At 70.2% G+C, this 17356-nt stretch carries 14 protein-coding genes; 11 read left to right on the plus strand and 3 right to left on the minus strand.

Annotation, left to right across the window (positions count from 1 at the left end; all coding sequences use genetic code 11):
- The first annotated feature begins 5 nt into the window (after positions 1-5).
- Positions 6-1151 carry an aromatic ring-hydroxylating dioxygenase subunit alpha gene (locus tag ACIBJB_RS20275; RefSeq protein WP_398932344.1) on the plus strand — a complete coding sequence of 382 codons (1146 nt, stop codon included), beginning with the start codon at positions 6-8 and terminating at the stop codon, positions 1149-1151.
- On the opposite strand, the gene ACIBJB_RS20280 is transcribed toward ACIBJB_RS20275, so the two are convergent.
- Both ACIBJB_RS20280 and ACIBJB_RS20285 read right to left on the minus strand, forming a co-directional pair.
- Positions 1139-1885: an IclR family transcriptional regulator gene (locus ACIBJB_RS20280; RefSeq protein ID WP_266393963.1), complete on the minus strand. Its 747-nt coding sequence runs from the start codon at positions 1883-1885 to the stop codon at positions 1139-1141. The genes ACIBJB_RS20275 and ACIBJB_RS20280 overlap by 13 nt on opposite strands.
- A gap of 160 nt (positions 1886-2045) precedes the next feature.
- Complete coding sequence (locus ACIBJB_RS20285; protein ID WP_398932346.1) at positions 2046-3704, minus strand: PucR family transcriptional regulator; 1659 nt, start codon at positions 3702-3704, stop codon at positions 2046-2048.
- A 224-nt stretch (positions 3705-3928) separates the two neighbouring features.
- On the opposite strand from ACIBJB_RS20285, the gene ACIBJB_RS20290 reads away from it, so the two are divergent.
- The 3 genes from ACIBJB_RS20290 to ACIBJB_RS20300 all read left to right on the plus strand — a co-directional run bounded on the left by ACIBJB_RS20290 (position 3929) and on the right by ACIBJB_RS20300 (position 7077).
- Positions 3929-5197 (plus strand): aspartate aminotransferase family protein, encoded by a 1269-nt coding sequence (locus ACIBJB_RS20290; RefSeq protein ID WP_398932348.1) that lies wholly within the window; start codon positions 3929-3931, stop codon positions 5195-5197.
- A gap of 111 nt (positions 5198-5308) precedes the next feature.
- Positions 5309-5641: a hypothetical protein gene (locus ACIBJB_RS20295; protein ID WP_398932350.1), complete on the plus strand. Its 333-nt coding sequence runs from the start codon at positions 5309-5311 to the stop codon at positions 5639-5641.
- A complete protein-coding gene (locus tag ACIBJB_RS20300; protein ID WP_398932352.1) occupies positions 5638-7077 on the plus strand; it encodes an NAD-dependent succinate-semialdehyde dehydrogenase in 1440 nt (479 codons plus the stop codon). Before ACIBJB_RS20295 ends, ACIBJB_RS20300 begins: the two co-directional genes overlap by 4 nt.
- Before the next feature lie 51 nt (positions 7078-7128).
- On the opposite strand, the gene ACIBJB_RS20305 is transcribed toward ACIBJB_RS20300, so the two are convergent.
- On the minus strand, positions 7129-7638 hold the full coding sequence (locus ACIBJB_RS20305) for a carboxymuconolactone decarboxylase family protein (RefSeq protein WP_398932354.1): 510 nt from the start codon (positions 7636-7638) through the stop codon (positions 7129-7131).
- A gap of 121 nt (positions 7639-7759) precedes the next feature.
- Between ACIBJB_RS20305 and ACIBJB_RS20310 the strand changes: the two genes are divergently transcribed.
- The 7 genes from ACIBJB_RS20310 to ACIBJB_RS20340 all read left to right on the plus strand — a co-directional run bounded on the left by ACIBJB_RS20310 (position 7760) and on the right by ACIBJB_RS20340 (position 17345).
- Entirely contained in the window at positions 7760-8686 is a 927-nt protein-coding gene (locus tag ACIBJB_RS20310) for a pirin family protein (protein WP_398932356.1), read from the plus strand.
- A 123-nt stretch (positions 8687-8809) separates the two neighbouring features.
- Positions 8810-9916, plus strand: a complete 1107-nt coding sequence (locus tag ACIBJB_RS20315) for an LLM class flavin-dependent oxidoreductase (protein WP_398932358.1) — start codon at positions 8810-8812, stop codon at positions 9914-9916.
- Positions 9917-10034: 118 nt separating this feature from the next.
- Entirely contained in the window at positions 10035-10466 is a 432-nt protein-coding gene (locus tag ACIBJB_RS20320) for a tetratricopeptide repeat protein (RefSeq protein ID WP_398932360.1), read from the plus strand.
- A gap of 444 nt (positions 10467-10910) precedes the next feature.
- Positions 10911-12581, plus strand: coding sequence for a choline dehydrogenase (gene betA / locus ACIBJB_RS20325; protein WP_398932362.1), 1671 nt, complete (start codon positions 10911-10913; stop codon positions 12579-12581).
- Positions 12582-12766: 185 nt separating this feature from the next.
- Positions 12767-14236: an aldehyde dehydrogenase family protein gene (locus tag ACIBJB_RS20330; protein WP_398932363.1), complete on the plus strand. Its 1470-nt coding sequence runs from the start codon at positions 12767-12769 to the stop codon at positions 14234-14236.
- Between the two features lie 20 nt (positions 14237-14256).
- On the plus strand, positions 14257-15345 hold the full coding sequence (locus tag ACIBJB_RS20335; RefSeq protein WP_398932365.1) for a glycine betaine/L-proline ABC transporter ATP-binding protein: 1089 nt from the start codon (positions 14257-14259) through the stop codon (positions 15343-15345).
- Complete coding sequence (locus ACIBJB_RS20340) at positions 15345-17345, plus strand: ABC transporter permease (RefSeq protein WP_398932367.1); 2001 nt, start codon at positions 15345-15347, stop codon at positions 17343-17345. The genes ACIBJB_RS20335 and ACIBJB_RS20340 overlap by 1 nt, the downstream gene beginning before the upstream one ends.
- Positions 17346-17356 lie beyond the last annotated feature (11 nt).

The following is a 17356-nucleotide window of genomic DNA, read 5'->3' on the forward strand; positions in this document are numbered from 1 at the left end:
GCACTGTGACCTCGACCAGCCTGCCGGACAGTCTGATCGCCACCCTCCCCGGCGCCTCCTACACGGATCCCGGGATCTTCGCCCAGGAGCAGGAGCGCATCTTCGAAGCGATGTGGTTCTGCGCCGTCCGCGCCCTCGACCTGCCCAAACCCGGTGCCTTCAGGACGGTCGAGGTGGGCCGCGAGAGCATCCTCGTCACGCGGGCCCGGGACAACTCGATCCGCGCCTACTTCAACGTCTGCCGGCACCGCGGCGCCAAGCTGTGCACCGAGGAGTCCGGCGAGGTCAAGCGAGCCTTCCAATGCCCGTACCACGCCTGGACGTACGACCTGACGGGCAAGCTCGTCGCCGCGCCGAACCTGACGAAGATGCCGGACGTGGGCCGTACCGAGTACGGCCTGGCGAGCGTGGCGGTGCGCGAATGGCTGGGCTATGTGTGGGTGTGCCTCGCGGAGGACCCGCCGCCCTTCGACGAGGTCGTCCAGGACGTGATCGCGCGCCTGGGCGACGCCGAGTCGATCGAGCACTACGACATCGGGGGACTGGAGGTCGGCCGGCGGATCGTCTATGACGTCAAGGCGAACTGGAAACTCATCGTCGAGAACTTCATGGAGTGCTACCACTGCGCGACGATCCACCCCGAACTCACCGAGGTGCTACCGGAGTTCGCCGACGGCTACGCGGCCCAGTACTACGTGGGCCACGGCGCGGAGTTCGGCGAGGACGTCAGAGGCTTCACCGTCGACGGCTCGGAGGGGCTGGACCGGATTCCCGGAGTCTCCGAGGACCAGGACCGCCGCTACTACGCGATCACCGTCCGGCCGCAGGTGTTCATCAACCTCGTGCCCGACCATGTGATCTTCCACCGGATGTACCCGGTCGCCGCCGACCGCACGATCGTCGAGTGCGACTGGCTGTATCTCCCGCATGTCGTGGAGAGCGGCAAGGACGTCAGCCGGTCGGTGGAGCTCTTCGACCGGGTCAACCGGCAGGACTTCGACGCGTGCGAGCGCACGCAGCCCGGGATGAGCTCACGGCTGTACGCCAAGGGCGGCGTCCTGGTGCCCAGCGAGCACCACATCGGCGAGTTCCACGACTGGGTCCAGGCCCGGCTGGGGGTCAGCCCGGGTAACGGGGCTCAGCCCAGGTAACCCATGCGGTGGCTGATCTCCTCGGCGCCCTTGACCAGCACCGGGGCGAGCTCGTGGAGCCGCTCCTCGGAGAGCCGGTACGCGGGCCCTGAGGCACTGAGCGCCGCGATGACCTCGCCGTCCCGGTCGCGGACCGGCGCGGCCATGGCGTGCAGGCCGAGCTCCAACTCCTCCAGGGCCCAGGCGTAACCGCGCTCCCGGGCCTCGGCGAGGTTCTTCTCGAGCTTCGTCTTCGCGGTGATGGTGCGCGGGGTGACCTTCTTCAGGCCGGTCTCGGTCAGCAGCGCCGCGCGCTCCTCGGCGGGCAGGTGGGCCAGCAGGATCTTGCCGCTCGACGTGGCGTGCAACGGGGTCAGCTGGCCGACCCAGTTCTGCGCGGTGACGGCACCCGGGCCGCGCACCTGGTAGAGGTTGACCGCGTAACGCTCCTGCATCACGGCGAGGTTCACGGTCTCGCCGATCTCCTCCGCCAGGTCCTCGCAGACCGGGCGGCTCTGCTGGGTGATATCGATGCGTCCGGTGACCGCGCCGGCCAGGCGCACGATGCCGAAACCCAGACGGTACTTGCCGCGCTCACCCGCCTGTTCCACCAGGCCGCGCGCTTCCAGGGCACCGAGGAGCCGGAACGCCGTGGACTTGTGAACGTCGATCTCGGCGGCCACCTCGCTGACGCCGGCCTCGCCGCGCTGGGCGAGGATCTCCATCACGTGAATGGCCCGGTCGACGGACTGCACCCCGCCGCTCGACGACCCTGTCGTTTCGTTATCCGGGTTGTAGTTGCTCACAACGCAACTATACGGGGAGTACGGAACGACCTGTTTACCCTCGGGACCCTGACCAGTGTCTTTTGCCTGGTAGCGGGTGTGCAGGTGTTGTGTTGGTTGATCCGGGCCTTCAGCGAGGGGCACGCAGAACATCAAGTGCCGCCAGCGCCACGTGCAGTTCGGTGCGCTGTTCGCCGGATTCGAGGTCGCGGTGGAGGATGCGCTCGATGGCACGAAGGCGCTGGTAGACGGTTTCCCGGGAGAGGTTGCCGAGGCGGGCGGCGGTGGTCTTGTTGCCGGCCGCGTCGAGGTAGTGGCGCAGGGTCGTCAGCAGGTCCGTGCCGTGCCGCGTGTCGTGGTCGACGAGACGGCCGAGCTGCCGCTCGGCGTAGTCCTGGACGCGGATGTCCTCGCGGAGCGCGTACAGCAGTCGGCGCAGGCCGATGTCGGACAGCTCGTGGAAGGACCTGCCGTCGGGCAGGGCAAGCCCGGGCAGGGCGGACTCGGCCACCCGTTCGGCCTCGCGGAAGGAGCGGGGGGCGTCGTAGAGGTCCGCGACCTCGGCACCGATGCTCACGACCGCGTCGGGGTTCAGGCCGAGTGCGGCCCGGCTGAGCCGCTCGACGGTGGGCCGCCAGGACGGTGAGTGACGCAGGGCCAGCAGCGCGCCGAGCCGCCCGGGGGCCAGCGCGCCGACGAGTGCGGGCACGCCCGCGGTCCGCAGTTCCCGGTCCAGGAGGGACTCCGGCTCGGGGCTGTCGTCTCTCCTCCGCAGGTCCACCAGCACCGCGACGAATCCGCCCTCGGTGGGCAGCCCCAGCGCGGCGACGCGGGCGCGGGCGTCCTCGGGGGAGTGGTGGCGCTGTTCGGCGAGGTCGCGCAGGACGTTCCGGTGCGCGGCGCGTTCCCAGGTCGTGGCATGGATGAGATGGGCGATGGTCAGGGCCATCGCCGTCCGCTCCAGTACGGTGACGTCCTCGGGGGCGAAGCCTGCCGGCCCGCCAGAGGTGTCCGGAAGCATGGTCACGCGGCCCCAGCGTTCGCCCTGGTACTCCACGGGGGCCACGAGCCAGCCCTCAGGACCGCACACTTCTGTGCGGTCGCGGGACGGGACGGCTCTGGAGCGCTGTTCCCATTCGGTGAGCGCCTGTTCGACCGTGCTGCCGGAGGCGTCGCAGATCAGCGCCTGGTGCACCAGGTTCTCGAGCACGACCGTGCGGCCGCTCATCTCCGCCGCCGCCCGCACCACGTCCTCGGGTCCCGCGCCGCGCAGCGTCAGGCCGGTGAACGCCTCGTGGATCCGCTGGGTCCGGCGCATCGCGCCCGTCTGGTGACCGAGGAGCAGCGTGTGGACGACCTGGGTGACCTCCAGGAAGTTGACGTCCTTGGCGAGCGTGACGAGAGGCAGGTCGCGGGCCCGGCAGGCCTGGACGAGCGCGTCGGGCGGGCGGTGGTAGCGGCGTACGAGCTCGATGACCAGGGCCGCGGCTCCGACGCCGGCGAGTTCGTCCACGTACCGGCGTACTCCGGTCGGATCCTCGGGCAGGGGCATACCGGTGGTCAGGACCAGTTCGCCGCCCTTGAGGAAGGACGCCGGGTCGGTCAGCTCGGTGATGTGGACCCAGCGCACCGGTCGGTCGAGCCGGGTCACACCGGTCACGACCTGCGGCTGCCCCATGGCCAGGACGGGCAGGGCCAGAACGTCCGCCACGGTGAGCGGCCGGCCGGCCCTGGCGGAGCCCCGGTCGTCCGGGTCCGGCTGCCGGAAGGTGACACCGTTCTCGCCCATAGTGCCTCCCTGCCCGCCCGGACACCGTGACAAGCCAGGCTGACTGCGCAGGAGCCGTCCCGTGCGGGGCACCGAACCCCTGCTGGCGGGCCGCTGCCCGCGCCGCCTGACACATCGTCCGAACTCCGCGTCCCCACTGGACAGATCAGGCGTTGTCGCCGCTCGGACACCCCGGGATGCTCGGAGGACCGCACCCGTCCGACGACCCACGCCGGGAGACGACCATGACCGCACTGTCGCCGCACCTTCGCCAGGCCACGCCCGTCGTGGCGGCCCGGGGCGAGGGCGTCCACCTCTACGGCGAGGACGGCCGCCGCTACCTCGACTTCACCGCCGGGATCGGCGTCACCAGCACCGGACACTGCCACCCGAAGGTCGTGGCGGCGGCGCAGGAGCAGGTGGGCACGCTGATCCACGGTCAGTACACGACGGTCATGCACCGGCCGCTGCGGCAACTGGTCGACAAGCTCGGCGAGGTGCTGCCGACCGGATTGGACAGTCTCTTCTTCACCAACTCCGGCAGCGAGGCCGTGGAGGCGGCGCTGCGGCTGGCCCGGCAGGCCACCGGCCGCCCGAACATCCTGGTCTGCCACGGCGGTTTCCACGGCCGGACCGTCGCCGCCGCCGCCATGACGACCTCCGGCACCCGCTTCCGGTCCGGTTTCTCCCCGCTGATGAGCGGGGTGGTCGTCACGCCCTTCCCGTCGGCCTACCGCTACGGCTGGGACGAGGAGGCGGCGACCCGGTTCGCGCTCCAGGAGTTGGACTACACGCTGCAGACGATCTCGTCGCCCGCCGACACGGCGGCGATCATCGTCGAGCCGGTGCTCGGCGAGGGCGGCTACGTCCCCGCGACCCGCGCTTTCCTTGAGGGCCTGCGGGAGCGCGCGGACCGCCACGGGTTCCTGCTCATACTGGACGAGGTGCAGACCGGCGTCGGCCGCACCGGCCGCTTCTGGGGACACGACCACTTCGGCGTCACCCCCGACATCCTGGTCACCGCAAAGGGCCTGGCCAGCGGCTTCCCGCTGTCCGGCATCGCCGCCTCCGAGGAGCTGATGACCAAGGCATGGCCGGGCTCGCAGGGCGGCACCTACGGCGCCAACGCGGTGGCGTGCGCGGCGGCCTGCGCGACCCTCGACGTCGTACGGGACGAGAAGCTCGTCGAGAACGCCGAGGCGATGGGAGCGCGGCTGCGGCAGGGCTTGGAGGCGGTCGCCGACCGGACCCCGGCCATCGGGGACGTACGCGGCCTCGGGCTGATGCTGGCCAGCGAATTCGTCACCGAGGACGGCAGCCCGGACCCCGAGACCGCCGCCCGCGTGCAGCGCGCCGCGGTCGACGAGGGCCTGCTGCTGTTGTTGTGCGGTGCCTGGAACCAGGTCGTGCGGATGATCCCGGCGCTCGTGATCGACGAGGCGGCGGTGGACGACGGACTTCAGGCGTGGGCGACCGCCGTGGAGGCCGGCACCTCGGGAGCGTCGGCACGATGAACGACAGCGTGGTGCGGCTGACCGCTCGGCTGGCCGGGACGGCTCCCGGACTGCGGGTGGAGACCGGCCCGGGCCCCAGGCCAGTACGTCATGCAGACCCACTGCCACGCGTTGCGCGACCTTCCAGTGCAGCCGCCCGGCCGACCTGCTGCGCAGGCTGGGCGCGGGGAAGGTCGACGAGGCGAGGACCGCTGCGGCCTCGCCGGGAACCTCGGCTTCGAGGAGCAGCACTACGACACCTCGACGGCCGTCGCCGACCTGGCGCTGAAGCCTCGCCTTGACGCCCTCGGCGAGGTCCGGTGGGCCGTCGTCGTGGCCGACGGCTTCAGCTGCGCCACCCAAATCGACCATCTCGCCGGTGACCTGGGAATCCACGCTCTGCACCTGGCCGAACTGCTCGACCCCGCCGCCGATCCAGCCGCTCGACGAGGAGAGACCTCATGACCGACACGCCCACGCAGTTGTTCATCGGCGGTTCCTGGGTGGACGCCGAGGACGGCGTCACCATGCCCGTCGACGACCCCGCGACCGGCGAGACCATCGCCCATGTCGCCGACGCCGGCCCCAAGGACGCCCGGCTCGCGGAGGAGGCGGCCGTCCAGGCACAGCAGGAGTGGGCCCGTACGGCACCTCGGGCCCGCAGTGAGATCCTGCGGCGCGCCTACGAGATCATCCTCGAGCGCACCGACGAGCTGGCCCACCTGATGACGGCCGAGATGGGCAAGCCGCTGGCCGAGGCCAGGGGAGAGGTGGCGTACGCGGCGGAGTTCTTCCGCTGGTTCTCGGAGGAGGCCGTCCGTATCGACGGCGGTGCCGGCATCCTGCCGGACGGCCGCAACCGCATGCTGCTCTCGCGCCGGCCGGTCGGCCCCTGTCTGCTGATCACCCCGTGGAACTTCCCCCTGGCCATGGGCACCCGCAAGATCGGCCCGGCGATCGCCGCCGGTTGCACGATGGTGCTCAAGCCGGCCCCGCAGACGCCGCTCTCCAGCCTGGCCCTCGCCGCGATCCTGAAGGAGGCCGGGCTGCCGGACGGCGTGCTGAACGTCGTCACCACCTCCCGTGCGGGGGAGGTGTGCGAACCGCTCCTGCGCGGCGGGCGGATGCGCAAACTCTCCTTCACCGGCTCCACCGCAGTCGGGCGGCTGCTGCTGGCCCAGAGCGCGGAGGCGGTCGTACGGACCTCGATGGAGCTGGGCGGCAACGCGCCGTTCATCGTCTTCGAGGACGCCGACCTGGACAAGGCCGTCGACGGCGCGCTGCTCGCCAAGATGCGCAACATGGGCGAGGCGTGCACCGCCGCCAACCGGTTCTTCGTCCACCACTCGGTGGCGGAGGAGTTCGGGCGGCGCCTGGCCGAGCGCATGGGCGCGCTCGTCGTGGGCCCCGGCAACCGGGACGGCGTCGACGTCGGACCGCTGATCGACAGGACAGGGCGGGGCAAGGTGGAGGCCCTGGTCGCCGACGCGGTGGAGCGCGGGGCCCGAGTCCTCGTCGGTGGCCGTACGCCGGAGGGTCCGGGCTGCTTCTACCCGCCGACCGTGCTCACGGACGTGTCCCCCGAGAGCCGCCTCATGGACACGGAGATCTTCGGTCCCGTCGCCGCGATCCTCACCTTCGCCGACGAGGACGAGGTGATCCGGCGAGCCAACGACACCCCCTGGGGTCTGGTCGGCTATCTCTTCACCGAGGGCCTCGACCGCGCCCTGCGCGTCAGCGAACGCCTGGAGGTCGGCATGGTCGGCCTCAACACCGGCCTCGTCTCCAACCCGGCCGCGCCCTTCGGCGGCGTCAAGCAGTCCGGGCTGGGCCGCGAGGGCGGCCGGGTCGGGATCGACGAGTTCCTGGAGTACCAGTACCTCGCGGTGCCGGTGCGTTGACGGCGTGAGCCCCGTCCTGGTCGGGCGCGCTGGGAAATCATGGATGACCCGTCAATCAAGCTGTGGTGTGACCCGGGCCGGGCGAGGCGCCTGCACCGGATGCTTGCTCATGACCGACACGCGGTTGAACGCGCCGATGGTGATCGCCACCCAGATCGCGGCGGAGATCTGGTCCTCGCTGAGGATCGCGCGGGCGGCCTCGTAGGCGGAGGCCTGAGCGTCGGCGTTCGTCGGGTCGGTCGTCGCCTCGGCGAGCCCGAGCGCCGCACGCTCCACAGGGGTGAACACCTCGGTGTCCTGCCAAGCCGCCAGAACCCCCAGCCGCTGCGGTGACTCGCCGGCGCGCAGGGCCTTCCCGGTATGCAGATCGAGGCAGTAGGCGCAGCGGTTCAGCTGGGACACGCGGATGTTGATCAGCTCCACGGTGGTGCGTTCAAGCCCTGCCGCGGCGGCCGCCGCGCTCACCGCCTCGGAGGTCTGCACCAGGGCGTGGAAGGCCTTGGGGCTCTGCTTGTCGATGAAGATCCTGCGCGGTGCGGATGCACGGACCTGCTCGCTCACTGCGTTCCTCCTTGTGGCCGCCCGCGACCGCACGTCAGAGGTTCGCGCACTGTAGTCATCGGCCTGATCTTCGTGGCATGGTAGTTGATGTAGCAACAAGAATGGGTGAGAGGTGGTCCCGGTGAGCAACGCGGAAAGCCGAGTCGATGTGCTGTCGGCGCGGGAGGTGCCGCTGGGCGGGCCGCGTGCGCTGCTCGTGCGCCGGACGCTGCCGCAGCGGGCGCGAACCCTGATCGGGGCCTGGTGCTTCGCCGATCACTACGGTCCCGTCGACGCCACCGGGACGGGCATGGACGTGCCCCCGCATCCGCACACCGGCCTGCAGACCGTGAGCTGGCTGTTCAGCGGGGAGATCGAGCACCGCGACACCCTGGGGACCCACGCGTTCGTCCGGCCCGGCGAGATGAACCTCATGACCGGCGGGTACGGCATCGCCCACTCGGAGGTCTCCACACCGGGCACCACCGTCATCCACGGCGTTCAGCTGTGGGTGGCGCTGCCCGAGGAGCACCGTGACACCGCTCGCGACTTCCAGCACCATGTGCCCGAGCCGGTGCGGATCGACGGCGCCGAGATCAAAGTCTTCCTGGGCTCGCTCGCCGGCAGCACCTCCCCGGTGCGGACCTTCACCCCCCTGCTCGGTGCCGAGATCATCCTCGACCCGGGCGCCTCGGTCGTGCTCGCCGTGGACACCGCCTTCGAGCACGGCCTCCTCGTCGACAGCGGGGACGTCCGCCTGCTCGACACCGCGCTGCGCCCGGCCGAACTCGGTTACATCCCCTGGGGTACCGACACCGTGACGGTGGTGAACGACTCGGACGGTCCCGCGCGCACGATCCTGCTCGGGGGTCCTCCCTTCGAGGAGGAGATCGTCATGTGGTGGAACTTCATCGGCCGCAGCCACGAGGACATCGTCAAGGCGCGGGAGGACTGGCAGGCGGGCTCCGACCGGTTCGGCGAGGTCGAGGGCCACCCCGGAAGCCGCCTGCCCGCCCCGGCCCTGCCCAACGCCGTCATCACGCCGCGCGGCAACCCCCCGCGCCGCTGACCTGGCCGACCCGGTGGCACCGGTCATCCTGAGCCGGCGGTGCCGAGGGCGCGGAATAGCCGGGTGCGGGGGTGTGTTGCAGGCATACAGTTGATGCATCAACCACCAGGAAGGGTGAGGACGATGCAGTTCGGCATCTTCACCGTCGGTGACGTGGCCACCGACCCGCACACGGGTCGTACGCCCACCGAGCACGAGCGGATCAAGGCGATGACCGCGATCGCGCGGAAGGCCGAGGAAGTCGGACTCGACGTGTTCGCGACCGGTGAGCACCACAACCGGCCGTTCGTGCCCTCGTCGCCGACGACCCTGCTCGCCCACATCGCCGCGCGCACCGAGCGGATCATCCTCTCCACGTCCACCACGCTGATCACCACCAACGACCCGGTGAAGATCGCCGAGGACTACGCGATGCTCCAGCACCTGGCCGACGGGCGCGTCGACCTGATGATGGGCCGCGGCAACACCGGCCCGGTCTATCCGTGGTTCGGCAAAGACATCCGCGACGGCATCGGCCTCGCGGTCGAGAACTACGCGTTGCTGCGCCGGCTGTGGCGCGAGGACGTCGTCGACTGGGAGGGGAAGTTCCGCACGCCGTTGCAGGGCTTCACCTCCACGCCACGCCCGCTGGACGGCGTACCGCCGTTCGTCTGGCACGGCTCCATCCGCTCCCCGGAGATAGCCGAGCAGGCCGCGTACTACGGCGACGGCTTCTTCCACAACAACATCTTCTGGCCGAAGGAGCACACCGGGAAGCTGATCGACCTCTACCGGCAGCGGTACGCCCACTACGGCCACGGCACGCCCGAGCAGGCGATCGTCGGTCTCGGCGGGCACGTCTACATGCGGCACAACTCCCAGGACGCCGTACGGGAGTTCCGCCCGTTCTTCGACCACTCGCCGGTGATGGGCGGCGGCGTCTCGATGGAGGAGTACATGGAGCAGACCCCGCTGACCGTCGGTACGCCCGAGCAGGTCATCGAGAAGACGCTCTCCTTCCGCGAGTACGCCGGTGACTACCAGCGCCAGCTGTTCGTGGTGGACGGCGGCGGCATCCCGCTGACGACGGCACTGGAGCAGATCGACCTGCTCGGCGAGGAGGTCGTCCCGGTGCTGCGCAAGGAGTTCGCGGCGGTGCGGCCGGCCGGAGTGCCCGACGCCCCCACCCACGCCTCCCTGCTCGCCGCCCGCGACGCCGAGAGCGCGCGGACCGCCGAGCAAGCGGTCTGAGACCGCGGACGGGCGCCGGGGGTGGGCGAATTCGTCGAGACCGACGTGCCGTTCGCACCACACACCGCCGCACTCCCGTCCGCGTGAGGACGCGGCCGGGAGAGGAGAGGGAGGAATCATGACCGAAAACGTCAACGCGTACCCGGCCACCGACGGGGTGGCGCCCGACCGCTGGGCCAGCGCGCTGCATCTCTTCGACAACGGCGTCGGAGTGCCGCACGAGGAGACCACCCTCGAGCGCTGGGAGCGTGCTGGGCTGCTGTTCGAGGCGCGGGACTACAGCGGTGCCGCGAAGCTCCTCGCCGTCGTCGTCGAGGAGGCACCGGAACAGACCGGTCCCCGGCTGCTGCTGGCCCGCGCCTACTACCACTCCGCACAACTGAAGCGCGCCGAGGACCAGTTGCGTGTGATCGTCGAGCGCGATCCGGTGGAGCACTACGCCCACCTGATGCTGGGACGCACCCTGCAACGTCAGGGGCGCCAGGACGAGGCGGAGCCCTGGCTGCGGATGGCGGGCGCGTTCGCGGGCGAGTTCCCGGACGACGAGTGAGCGGCGTGGGCGGGACGCACACGGCGGCGGGCATCGGTTGAACCGATGCCCGCCGCCGTCGCGCCCGTTGTGGTCTTCGTGACCGCGACGGATCTTGATGCCGGTGCCCGCGGCATCGAACGCCGCGATGGTCAGGACCCGGTCCGGACCTTCCGCGCGCTCGATCGAGTCCGGGATCTCGCCCCGGCCGGACATGTCGACCACCGCGTCAATCCCGTCCGGGGCGACGGCCCGCGCCCGTTCGACCAGTCACCCGCTCACCGACCGGGTCCACGACACCTGCCACGTCGGTGCCGAGGCCGGCAGCCAGTTCGACAAGCGGCCGTCGGCCCGGCCGCCCTCCGCCATGTGTCGTGGAGGTTGCGTGGCGCGCAACCTGGTGCGTATGACGCTACCCGTACTACCATGCCGCGCATATCTACGGCGCGAGCGAGACGAGGCATCATGGCTCCTCAGCAGTACGACTTCGTCATCGTCGGCGGTGGATCGGCCGGCAGCGCACTGGCCAACCGGCTCTCCGCCGACCCGGGCAACCGGGTGCTGGTCCTGGAGGCCGGCCGGCCCGACTACCCGTGGGACGTCTTCATCCACATGCCCGCAGCGCTGACCTACCCGATCGGCAGCCGCTTCTACGACTGGAAGTACGAGTCCGAACCCGAGCCGCACATGGGCGGCCGGCGCGTCTACCACGCCCGCGGCAAGGTGCTGGGCGGCTCGAGCAGCATCAACGGCATGATCTTCCAGCGCGGAAACCCCCTGGACTACGAGCGTTGGGCCGCCGATCCCGGCATGGAGACCTGGGACTACGCGCACTGTCTGCCGTACTTCAAGCGCATGGAGAACTGTCTCGCGGCCGACCCCGACGACGAGTTCCGCGGCCACGACGGCCCCCTCGTCCTGGAACGCGGCCCCGCCACCAACCCGCTCTTCACCGCCTTCCAGAAGGCCACCGAGGAGGCCGGATACGCCCCCACGGACGACGTCAACGGCTACCGGCAGGAGGGCTTCGCCAAGTTCGACCGCAACGTCCACCGCGGACGCCGCCTGTCGGCCTCGAAGGCCTATCTGAAGCCCGTCCGCAAACGCCCCAACCTCACGGTCACGACCCGCGCCCTCGTCACCCGCGTCCTGTTCGAGGGCAAGCGGGCGGTCGGGGTCGAGTACCGGCGCGGCAAGGGCGCGCCGCAGCAGGTGCGTGCCAAGGAGGTCATCCTCTGCGGTGGCGCGATCAACTCCCCGCAGCTGCTCCAGCTGTCCGGCGTGGGCAACGCCGGGGAACTGCGCGCGCTCGGCATCGACGTCGTCCACGACCTGCCGGGCGTCGGCGAGAACATGCAGGACCACCTGGAGGTGTACATCCAGTACGCCTGCAAGCAGCCCGTCTCCATGCAGCCGTACCTCGCGAAGTGGCGTGCCCCCTTCATCGGCCTGCAGTGGCTCTTCCGCAAGGGCCCCGCAGCGACCAACCACTTCGAGGCCGGCGGCTTCGCCCGCAGCAACGACGACGTGGACTACCCCAACCTGATGTTCCACTTCCTGCCCATCGCGGTCCGCTACGACGGCTCCGTGCCCGCCGGCGGACACGGTTACCAGGTGCACGTGGGACCCATGTACTCCGACGCCCTCGGGTCCGTGAAGATCAAGAGCAGGGACCCGCAGGAGCACCCGGCGCTGCGCTTCAACTACCTGTCCACCGAGCAGGACCGCCGCGAGTGGGTCGAGGCGATCCGGGTCGCGCGCAGGCTGCTCAACCAGCCCGCCCTCGCCCCCTACAACGGCGGGGAGATCTCGCCCGGACCGTCCGTCGAGAGCGACGAGGAGATCCTCGCCTGGGTCGCCAAGGACGGCGAGACGGCCCTGCACCCCTCTTGCACCTGCAAGATGGGCACCGACGAGATGGCCGTCGTGGACCCCGCCAGCCTGCGTGTGCACGGCGTCGAGGGGCTGCGTGTCGTCGACGCGTCGGTGATGCCCTATGTCACCAACGGAAACATCTATGCACCGGTGATGATGATCGCGGAGAAGGCGGCCGACCTCATCCTCGGCAAGGAGCCGCTCGCGCCCTCCGAGGCCGCGTACTACCGCCACCGGGACGCCCGCACGCAGGCGGGGTAACACGGATTTTTCGTGGGGCCGCTTGTACCGGAAACCGGCCGGGGTCCGGCTGCGCGCAAGCCGCCCGCGTGCCCAAACCGTCATCCCCCAACCCCTTGACGTGGGTTCATGCATTCTCCAGAGTGTTCCACCACAAGCAATGCGGTGCGCGATGCGCAACGAGAATCGCTCGAAGGGCTCCCCAGGTGGCAGACCTGTATGTGGACGGGAAGTGGCGGGAGCCGGTGGCCGGAGGCCATCGGGAGATCCGATGTCCCGCCGACGGCACGCTTTCCGCGACCGTGTCCGAAGGGACCCGCCCGGACACCGAGGCGGCGATCGCCGCCGCCCGCCGGGCCTTCGACGAAGGGCCCTGGCCGCGCACCCCCGAGCGTGAGCGGGGCGCCCTGCTGCTGCGCACCGCAGACCTGCTCGAGCGCGACGCCAAGGAGTTCGCCCGCGCCGAATCGCTGGACACCGGCAAGCGGCTGGTGGAGAGCGAGTACGACATCGCCGACGTCGTCTCCTGTCTTCGCTACTACGGCGGGCTCGGCGGCACCGACGCCGGCCGCGTGATCGACACCGGACGGGACGACGCCGTCAGCCGCGTGGTCTACGAGCCGATCGGTGTGTGCGGTCTGATCACACCGTGGAACTACCCCCTTCTGCAAGTGAGTTGGAAAGTCGCTCCGGCTCTTCTGGCCGGAAACACGATCGTCCTCAAACCCAGTGAGCTGACCCCTTCCACCGCGATCCTGCTGATGAAGGCGCTGGAGGAGGCCGGACTGCCCGCCGGTGCGGCCAACCTCGTCCTCGGTACCGGGCCCGAGGTGGGCGCGCCGCTCTCCGAGGATCCCCGGGTCGACATGGTCTCCTTCACCGGGGGCGTGGAGACCGGTAAACGGATCATGGCGACGGCCGCCGCGAGCGTGAAGAAGGTCGCGCTGGAACTCGGCGGCAAGAATCCCAACGTCGTCTTCGCCGACGCCGACCTCGAGACGGCCGTGGACTTCGCGCTCACGGCCGTCTTCCTGCATTCGGGGCAGGTCTGCTCGGCCGGTGCCCGGCTGATCGTCGAGGACTCGCTGCACGACCGGTTCGTCGACGAGGTGGTTCGCCGGGCCCGGCAGATCCGCCTCGGCGGGCCCTTCGATCCCGAGGCCGAGACCGGGGCGCTGATCTCGGCGCAGCACCTGGAGAAGGTCGAGGCGTACGTCGCCACGGGTGTCGCCGAGGGCGCCGTACTGCGCTGCGGCGGCGAACGGCCCACCGATCCCGCCCTCGCGAACGGCCACTACTACCCGCCGACCGTGCTCGACGAGTGCCGGCAGGACATGCGGGTGGTGCACGAGGAGTCCTTCGGGCCGGTGCTGACCGTCGAGCGCTTCTCCGACGAGGACGACGCCGTACGCATCGCCAATGACACGGAGTACGGACTCGCCGGTGCCGTCTGGACGCAGGACGCCGGGAAGGCCCAGCGGGTCGCACGCCGGCTGCGGCACGGCACCGTGTGGATCAACGACTACCACCCCTATGTGCCACAGGCCGAGTGGGGTGGCTTCGGGCACTCCGGTGTGGGCCGGGAACTGGGACCGACCGGCCTCGACGAGTACCGCGAGCCCAAGCACATCTGGCAGAACATCCAACCCCGGCCGCAGCACTGGTTCCGCGGCTGAACGCCGAGAAGAGGTCGACCATGACCCCAACCCAGACCGAGGTGCCGCCGCGCCGCGGCACCCCCGAGGACGCGGCTCCCACGCCCGTCATATCCGTACGCGGGCTGTGGAAGGTGTTCGGGCCGAAGGCGGACCAGGTACCGGACTCCGAGGAGCTGCGCGGGCTCACCCGCCGCGAACTCATGGGCCGCACCGGCTGCACCGCCGCCGTGCGGGACGTGCACTTCGATGTCGCGCCCGGCGAGGTCTTCGTCGTCATGGGACTGTCCGGCTCCGGCAAGTCCACCCTGGTGCGCTGTCTGACCCGGCTGATCGAACCGACCGCCGGCGAGATCGTCTTCGAGGGCGAGGATATCCGCCAGGCCGACGCCGGGCGCCTGCGCGACCTGCGGCGCCGCAAGTTCTCCATGGTCTTCCAGCACTTCGGGCTGCTGCCCCACCGCCGTGTCCTGGACAACGTCGGCTTCGGCCTGGAGATCCGCGGCGCCTCCCGCGCCGAACGCACCAGGCGGGCCCAGGAGGTCGTCGACCTGGTCGGCCTCGCCGGCTACGAGAACTCCTACCCCGACCAGCTCTCCGGCGGAATGCAGCAACGCGTAGGCCTGGCACGGGCGTTGGCGGGCGATCCCGACGTCCTCTTCTTCGACGAACCCTTCTCGGCGCTCGACCCACTGATCCGCCGGGACATGCAGAACGAGGTCATCCGCCTGCACCACGAGGTCGGCAAGACCATGGTGTTCATCACCCACGACCTGTCCGAGGCGCTCAAGCTGGGCGACCGCATCCTCATCATGCGCGACGGCCAGATGGTCCAGTGCGGCACCGGCGACGAACTGGTCGGCGCCCCCGCCGACGACTACGTCCGCGAGTTCGTCAAGGACGTGCCGCGCGGCGACGTGCTGACCCTGCGCTGGATCATGCGCCCGCCGGAGGACGGCGACCCGCTGGACGGCCCCGAACTGGGTCCGGACGTCGTGGTGAAGGAGGCCACCCGGGCGGTGCTCGCGGCCGACAAGCCCATCAAGGTCGTCGAGAACGGCAAGCTGCTCGGCATCGTCGGTGACGAGGAGATCCTCGCGGTGGTCGCCGGGCAGGAAGGCGGCGCGTGATGACCGTCGCCATCGAGAAACCCGAGAAAACGGAGGCCGCAGAGCCGGTCGCGCCCGTCAAAGCGGCGCGCAGGATCAGCCGGCCCATGGTGGTCGGCGCGATCGTGGTCGTCTGGCTGGTCCTGTTCGCCGTACTGCGCGGAAAGCAGACGCTGTCGCTGGCGGCGGCCGACCTGACCGATCTGCACCGCTGGATCAACGACTTCAACGACTCCATCGGCGCCAACCGCAACTCCAACCCGCTCTTCCTGTACTTCTTCAACGAGATCCGGCTGGTCATCGACAACCTGGTGACCTTCATCCAGCACCTGATCTCGCAGCCGTCCGGAGCCCGTCCGGTCCCGGAGATCGGCTGGCTCGGCGTCGTCGGCATCGCCGGCTACGTCTCCTGGGCCGTGGGCAACTGGCGGGTCGCGCTGCTGGCCGTGGCCGGGTTCACCTTCTTCGGGCTGCAGGGGCTGTGGCAGGAGAGCATGGACACCCTCTCCCTCACCCTCTCCGCGGTGTTCGTGGCGCTGCTGTTCGCGATCCCGCTCGGGGTGTGGGCCGGGCTGTCGGACCGGTTCAACCGGATCGTCACGCCCTTCCTGGACTTCATGCAGACGATGCCGACCTTCGTCTACCTGGCACCGCTGACCCTGTTCTTCCTCATCGGCGGTGCGTCCGCCACCATCGCCACCGTGATCTACGCGGCCCCGCCGACGATCCGCATCACCGCGCACGCCATCCGCAATGTCTCCAAGACCACGGTCGAGGCTGCCGACTCCCTCGGCGCCACCCGCCGCCAGTCGCTGCTGAAGGTCCTGTTGCCGATGTCCAAGCGGACCGTGGTGATGGGCGTCAACCAGACCATCATGGCCGCCCTGGCCATGGTGACCATCGCGGCCCTGATCAACGCGCCGGGCCTCGGCGTGATCGTCCTGCAGGCGCTGCAGTCGCTCGACGTCGGCACGGCCTTCAACGCGGGCCTCGCCATCGTGGTCATGGCGATCGTCCTGGACCGGGTGACCACCGCGGCCGCCGCCCGCGAGGAGAACGCGCGGCGCTCCAAGAACCGCCTCCTGAAGCGGCGGCGGCCGCTGCTGGGCGCCGGTGCGGCCGTCACGGCGGTCCTGATCTATCTGTCGCACACCTACCTGTGGGCGGCCGACTTCCCCGGTGACGGCACGGTCGGCAGCCACATCGCGAGCGCGGCGGACAGCGCGACCAACTGGGCGCAGGACAGCCTCTCGGGCGTCACCAACGCCATCCGTGACGTCATCACCAACGGCCTGCTCAACCCGTTCCAGACGCTGGTCACCGACTCCCCGTGGTGGCTTGTCGGCGCGGTGCTGGTGGCGCTGGGCGTGGTGCTCGGCGGCTGGAAGTCCGGGGTCACCACAGCCGTGTGCGTGGGCCTGCTGGTCGGCACCGGTCTGTGGGCGGACGCCATGACCACCCTGGCCTCGACGCTCGTCGCAACGGTCCTGGTGATGGTGCTCGGCATCGTCTTCGGGGTGTGGATGGGGCGGAGCATGATGGTGGACCGGCTGATCCGGCCCACCCTGGACGCCGCCCAGGTCATGCCGCCCTTCGTCTACCTCGTGCCGTTCCTCGCGCTGTTCGGCCCCACCCGCTTCACGGCCATCGTCGCCGCGATCGTCTACGGGGCCCCGGTCGCCATGAAGATCATCGCGGACGGGATCCGGGCGGTGCCCGAGACCACCGTGGAGGCGGCGACCTCCGCCGGGTGCAACACCTGGCAGATCATCACCAAGGTTCAACTGCCGATGTCACGCAGTGCCCTGACGCTTGCGACCAACCAGGGCCTGATCTACGTGCTGTCGATGGTTGTTGTGGGCGGCCTGGTAGGTGCGGGCGCCCTCGGCTACGACGTCGTGGCCGGATTCTCACGGGGGGAGCTGTACGGGAAGGGGCTTGCCGCGGGTCTGGCCATCGTCCTTCTCGGAGTCATGTTCGACCGGATCACTCAGGCCGCGGCGCGCCGCGCCACCGCTTAAGGAGCACGACA

This window comes from Streptomyces sp. NPDC050759, assembly GCF_044456945.1.
Taxonomy (GTDB): Bacteria; Actinomycetota; Actinomycetes; order Streptomycetales; family Streptomycetaceae; genus Streptomyces.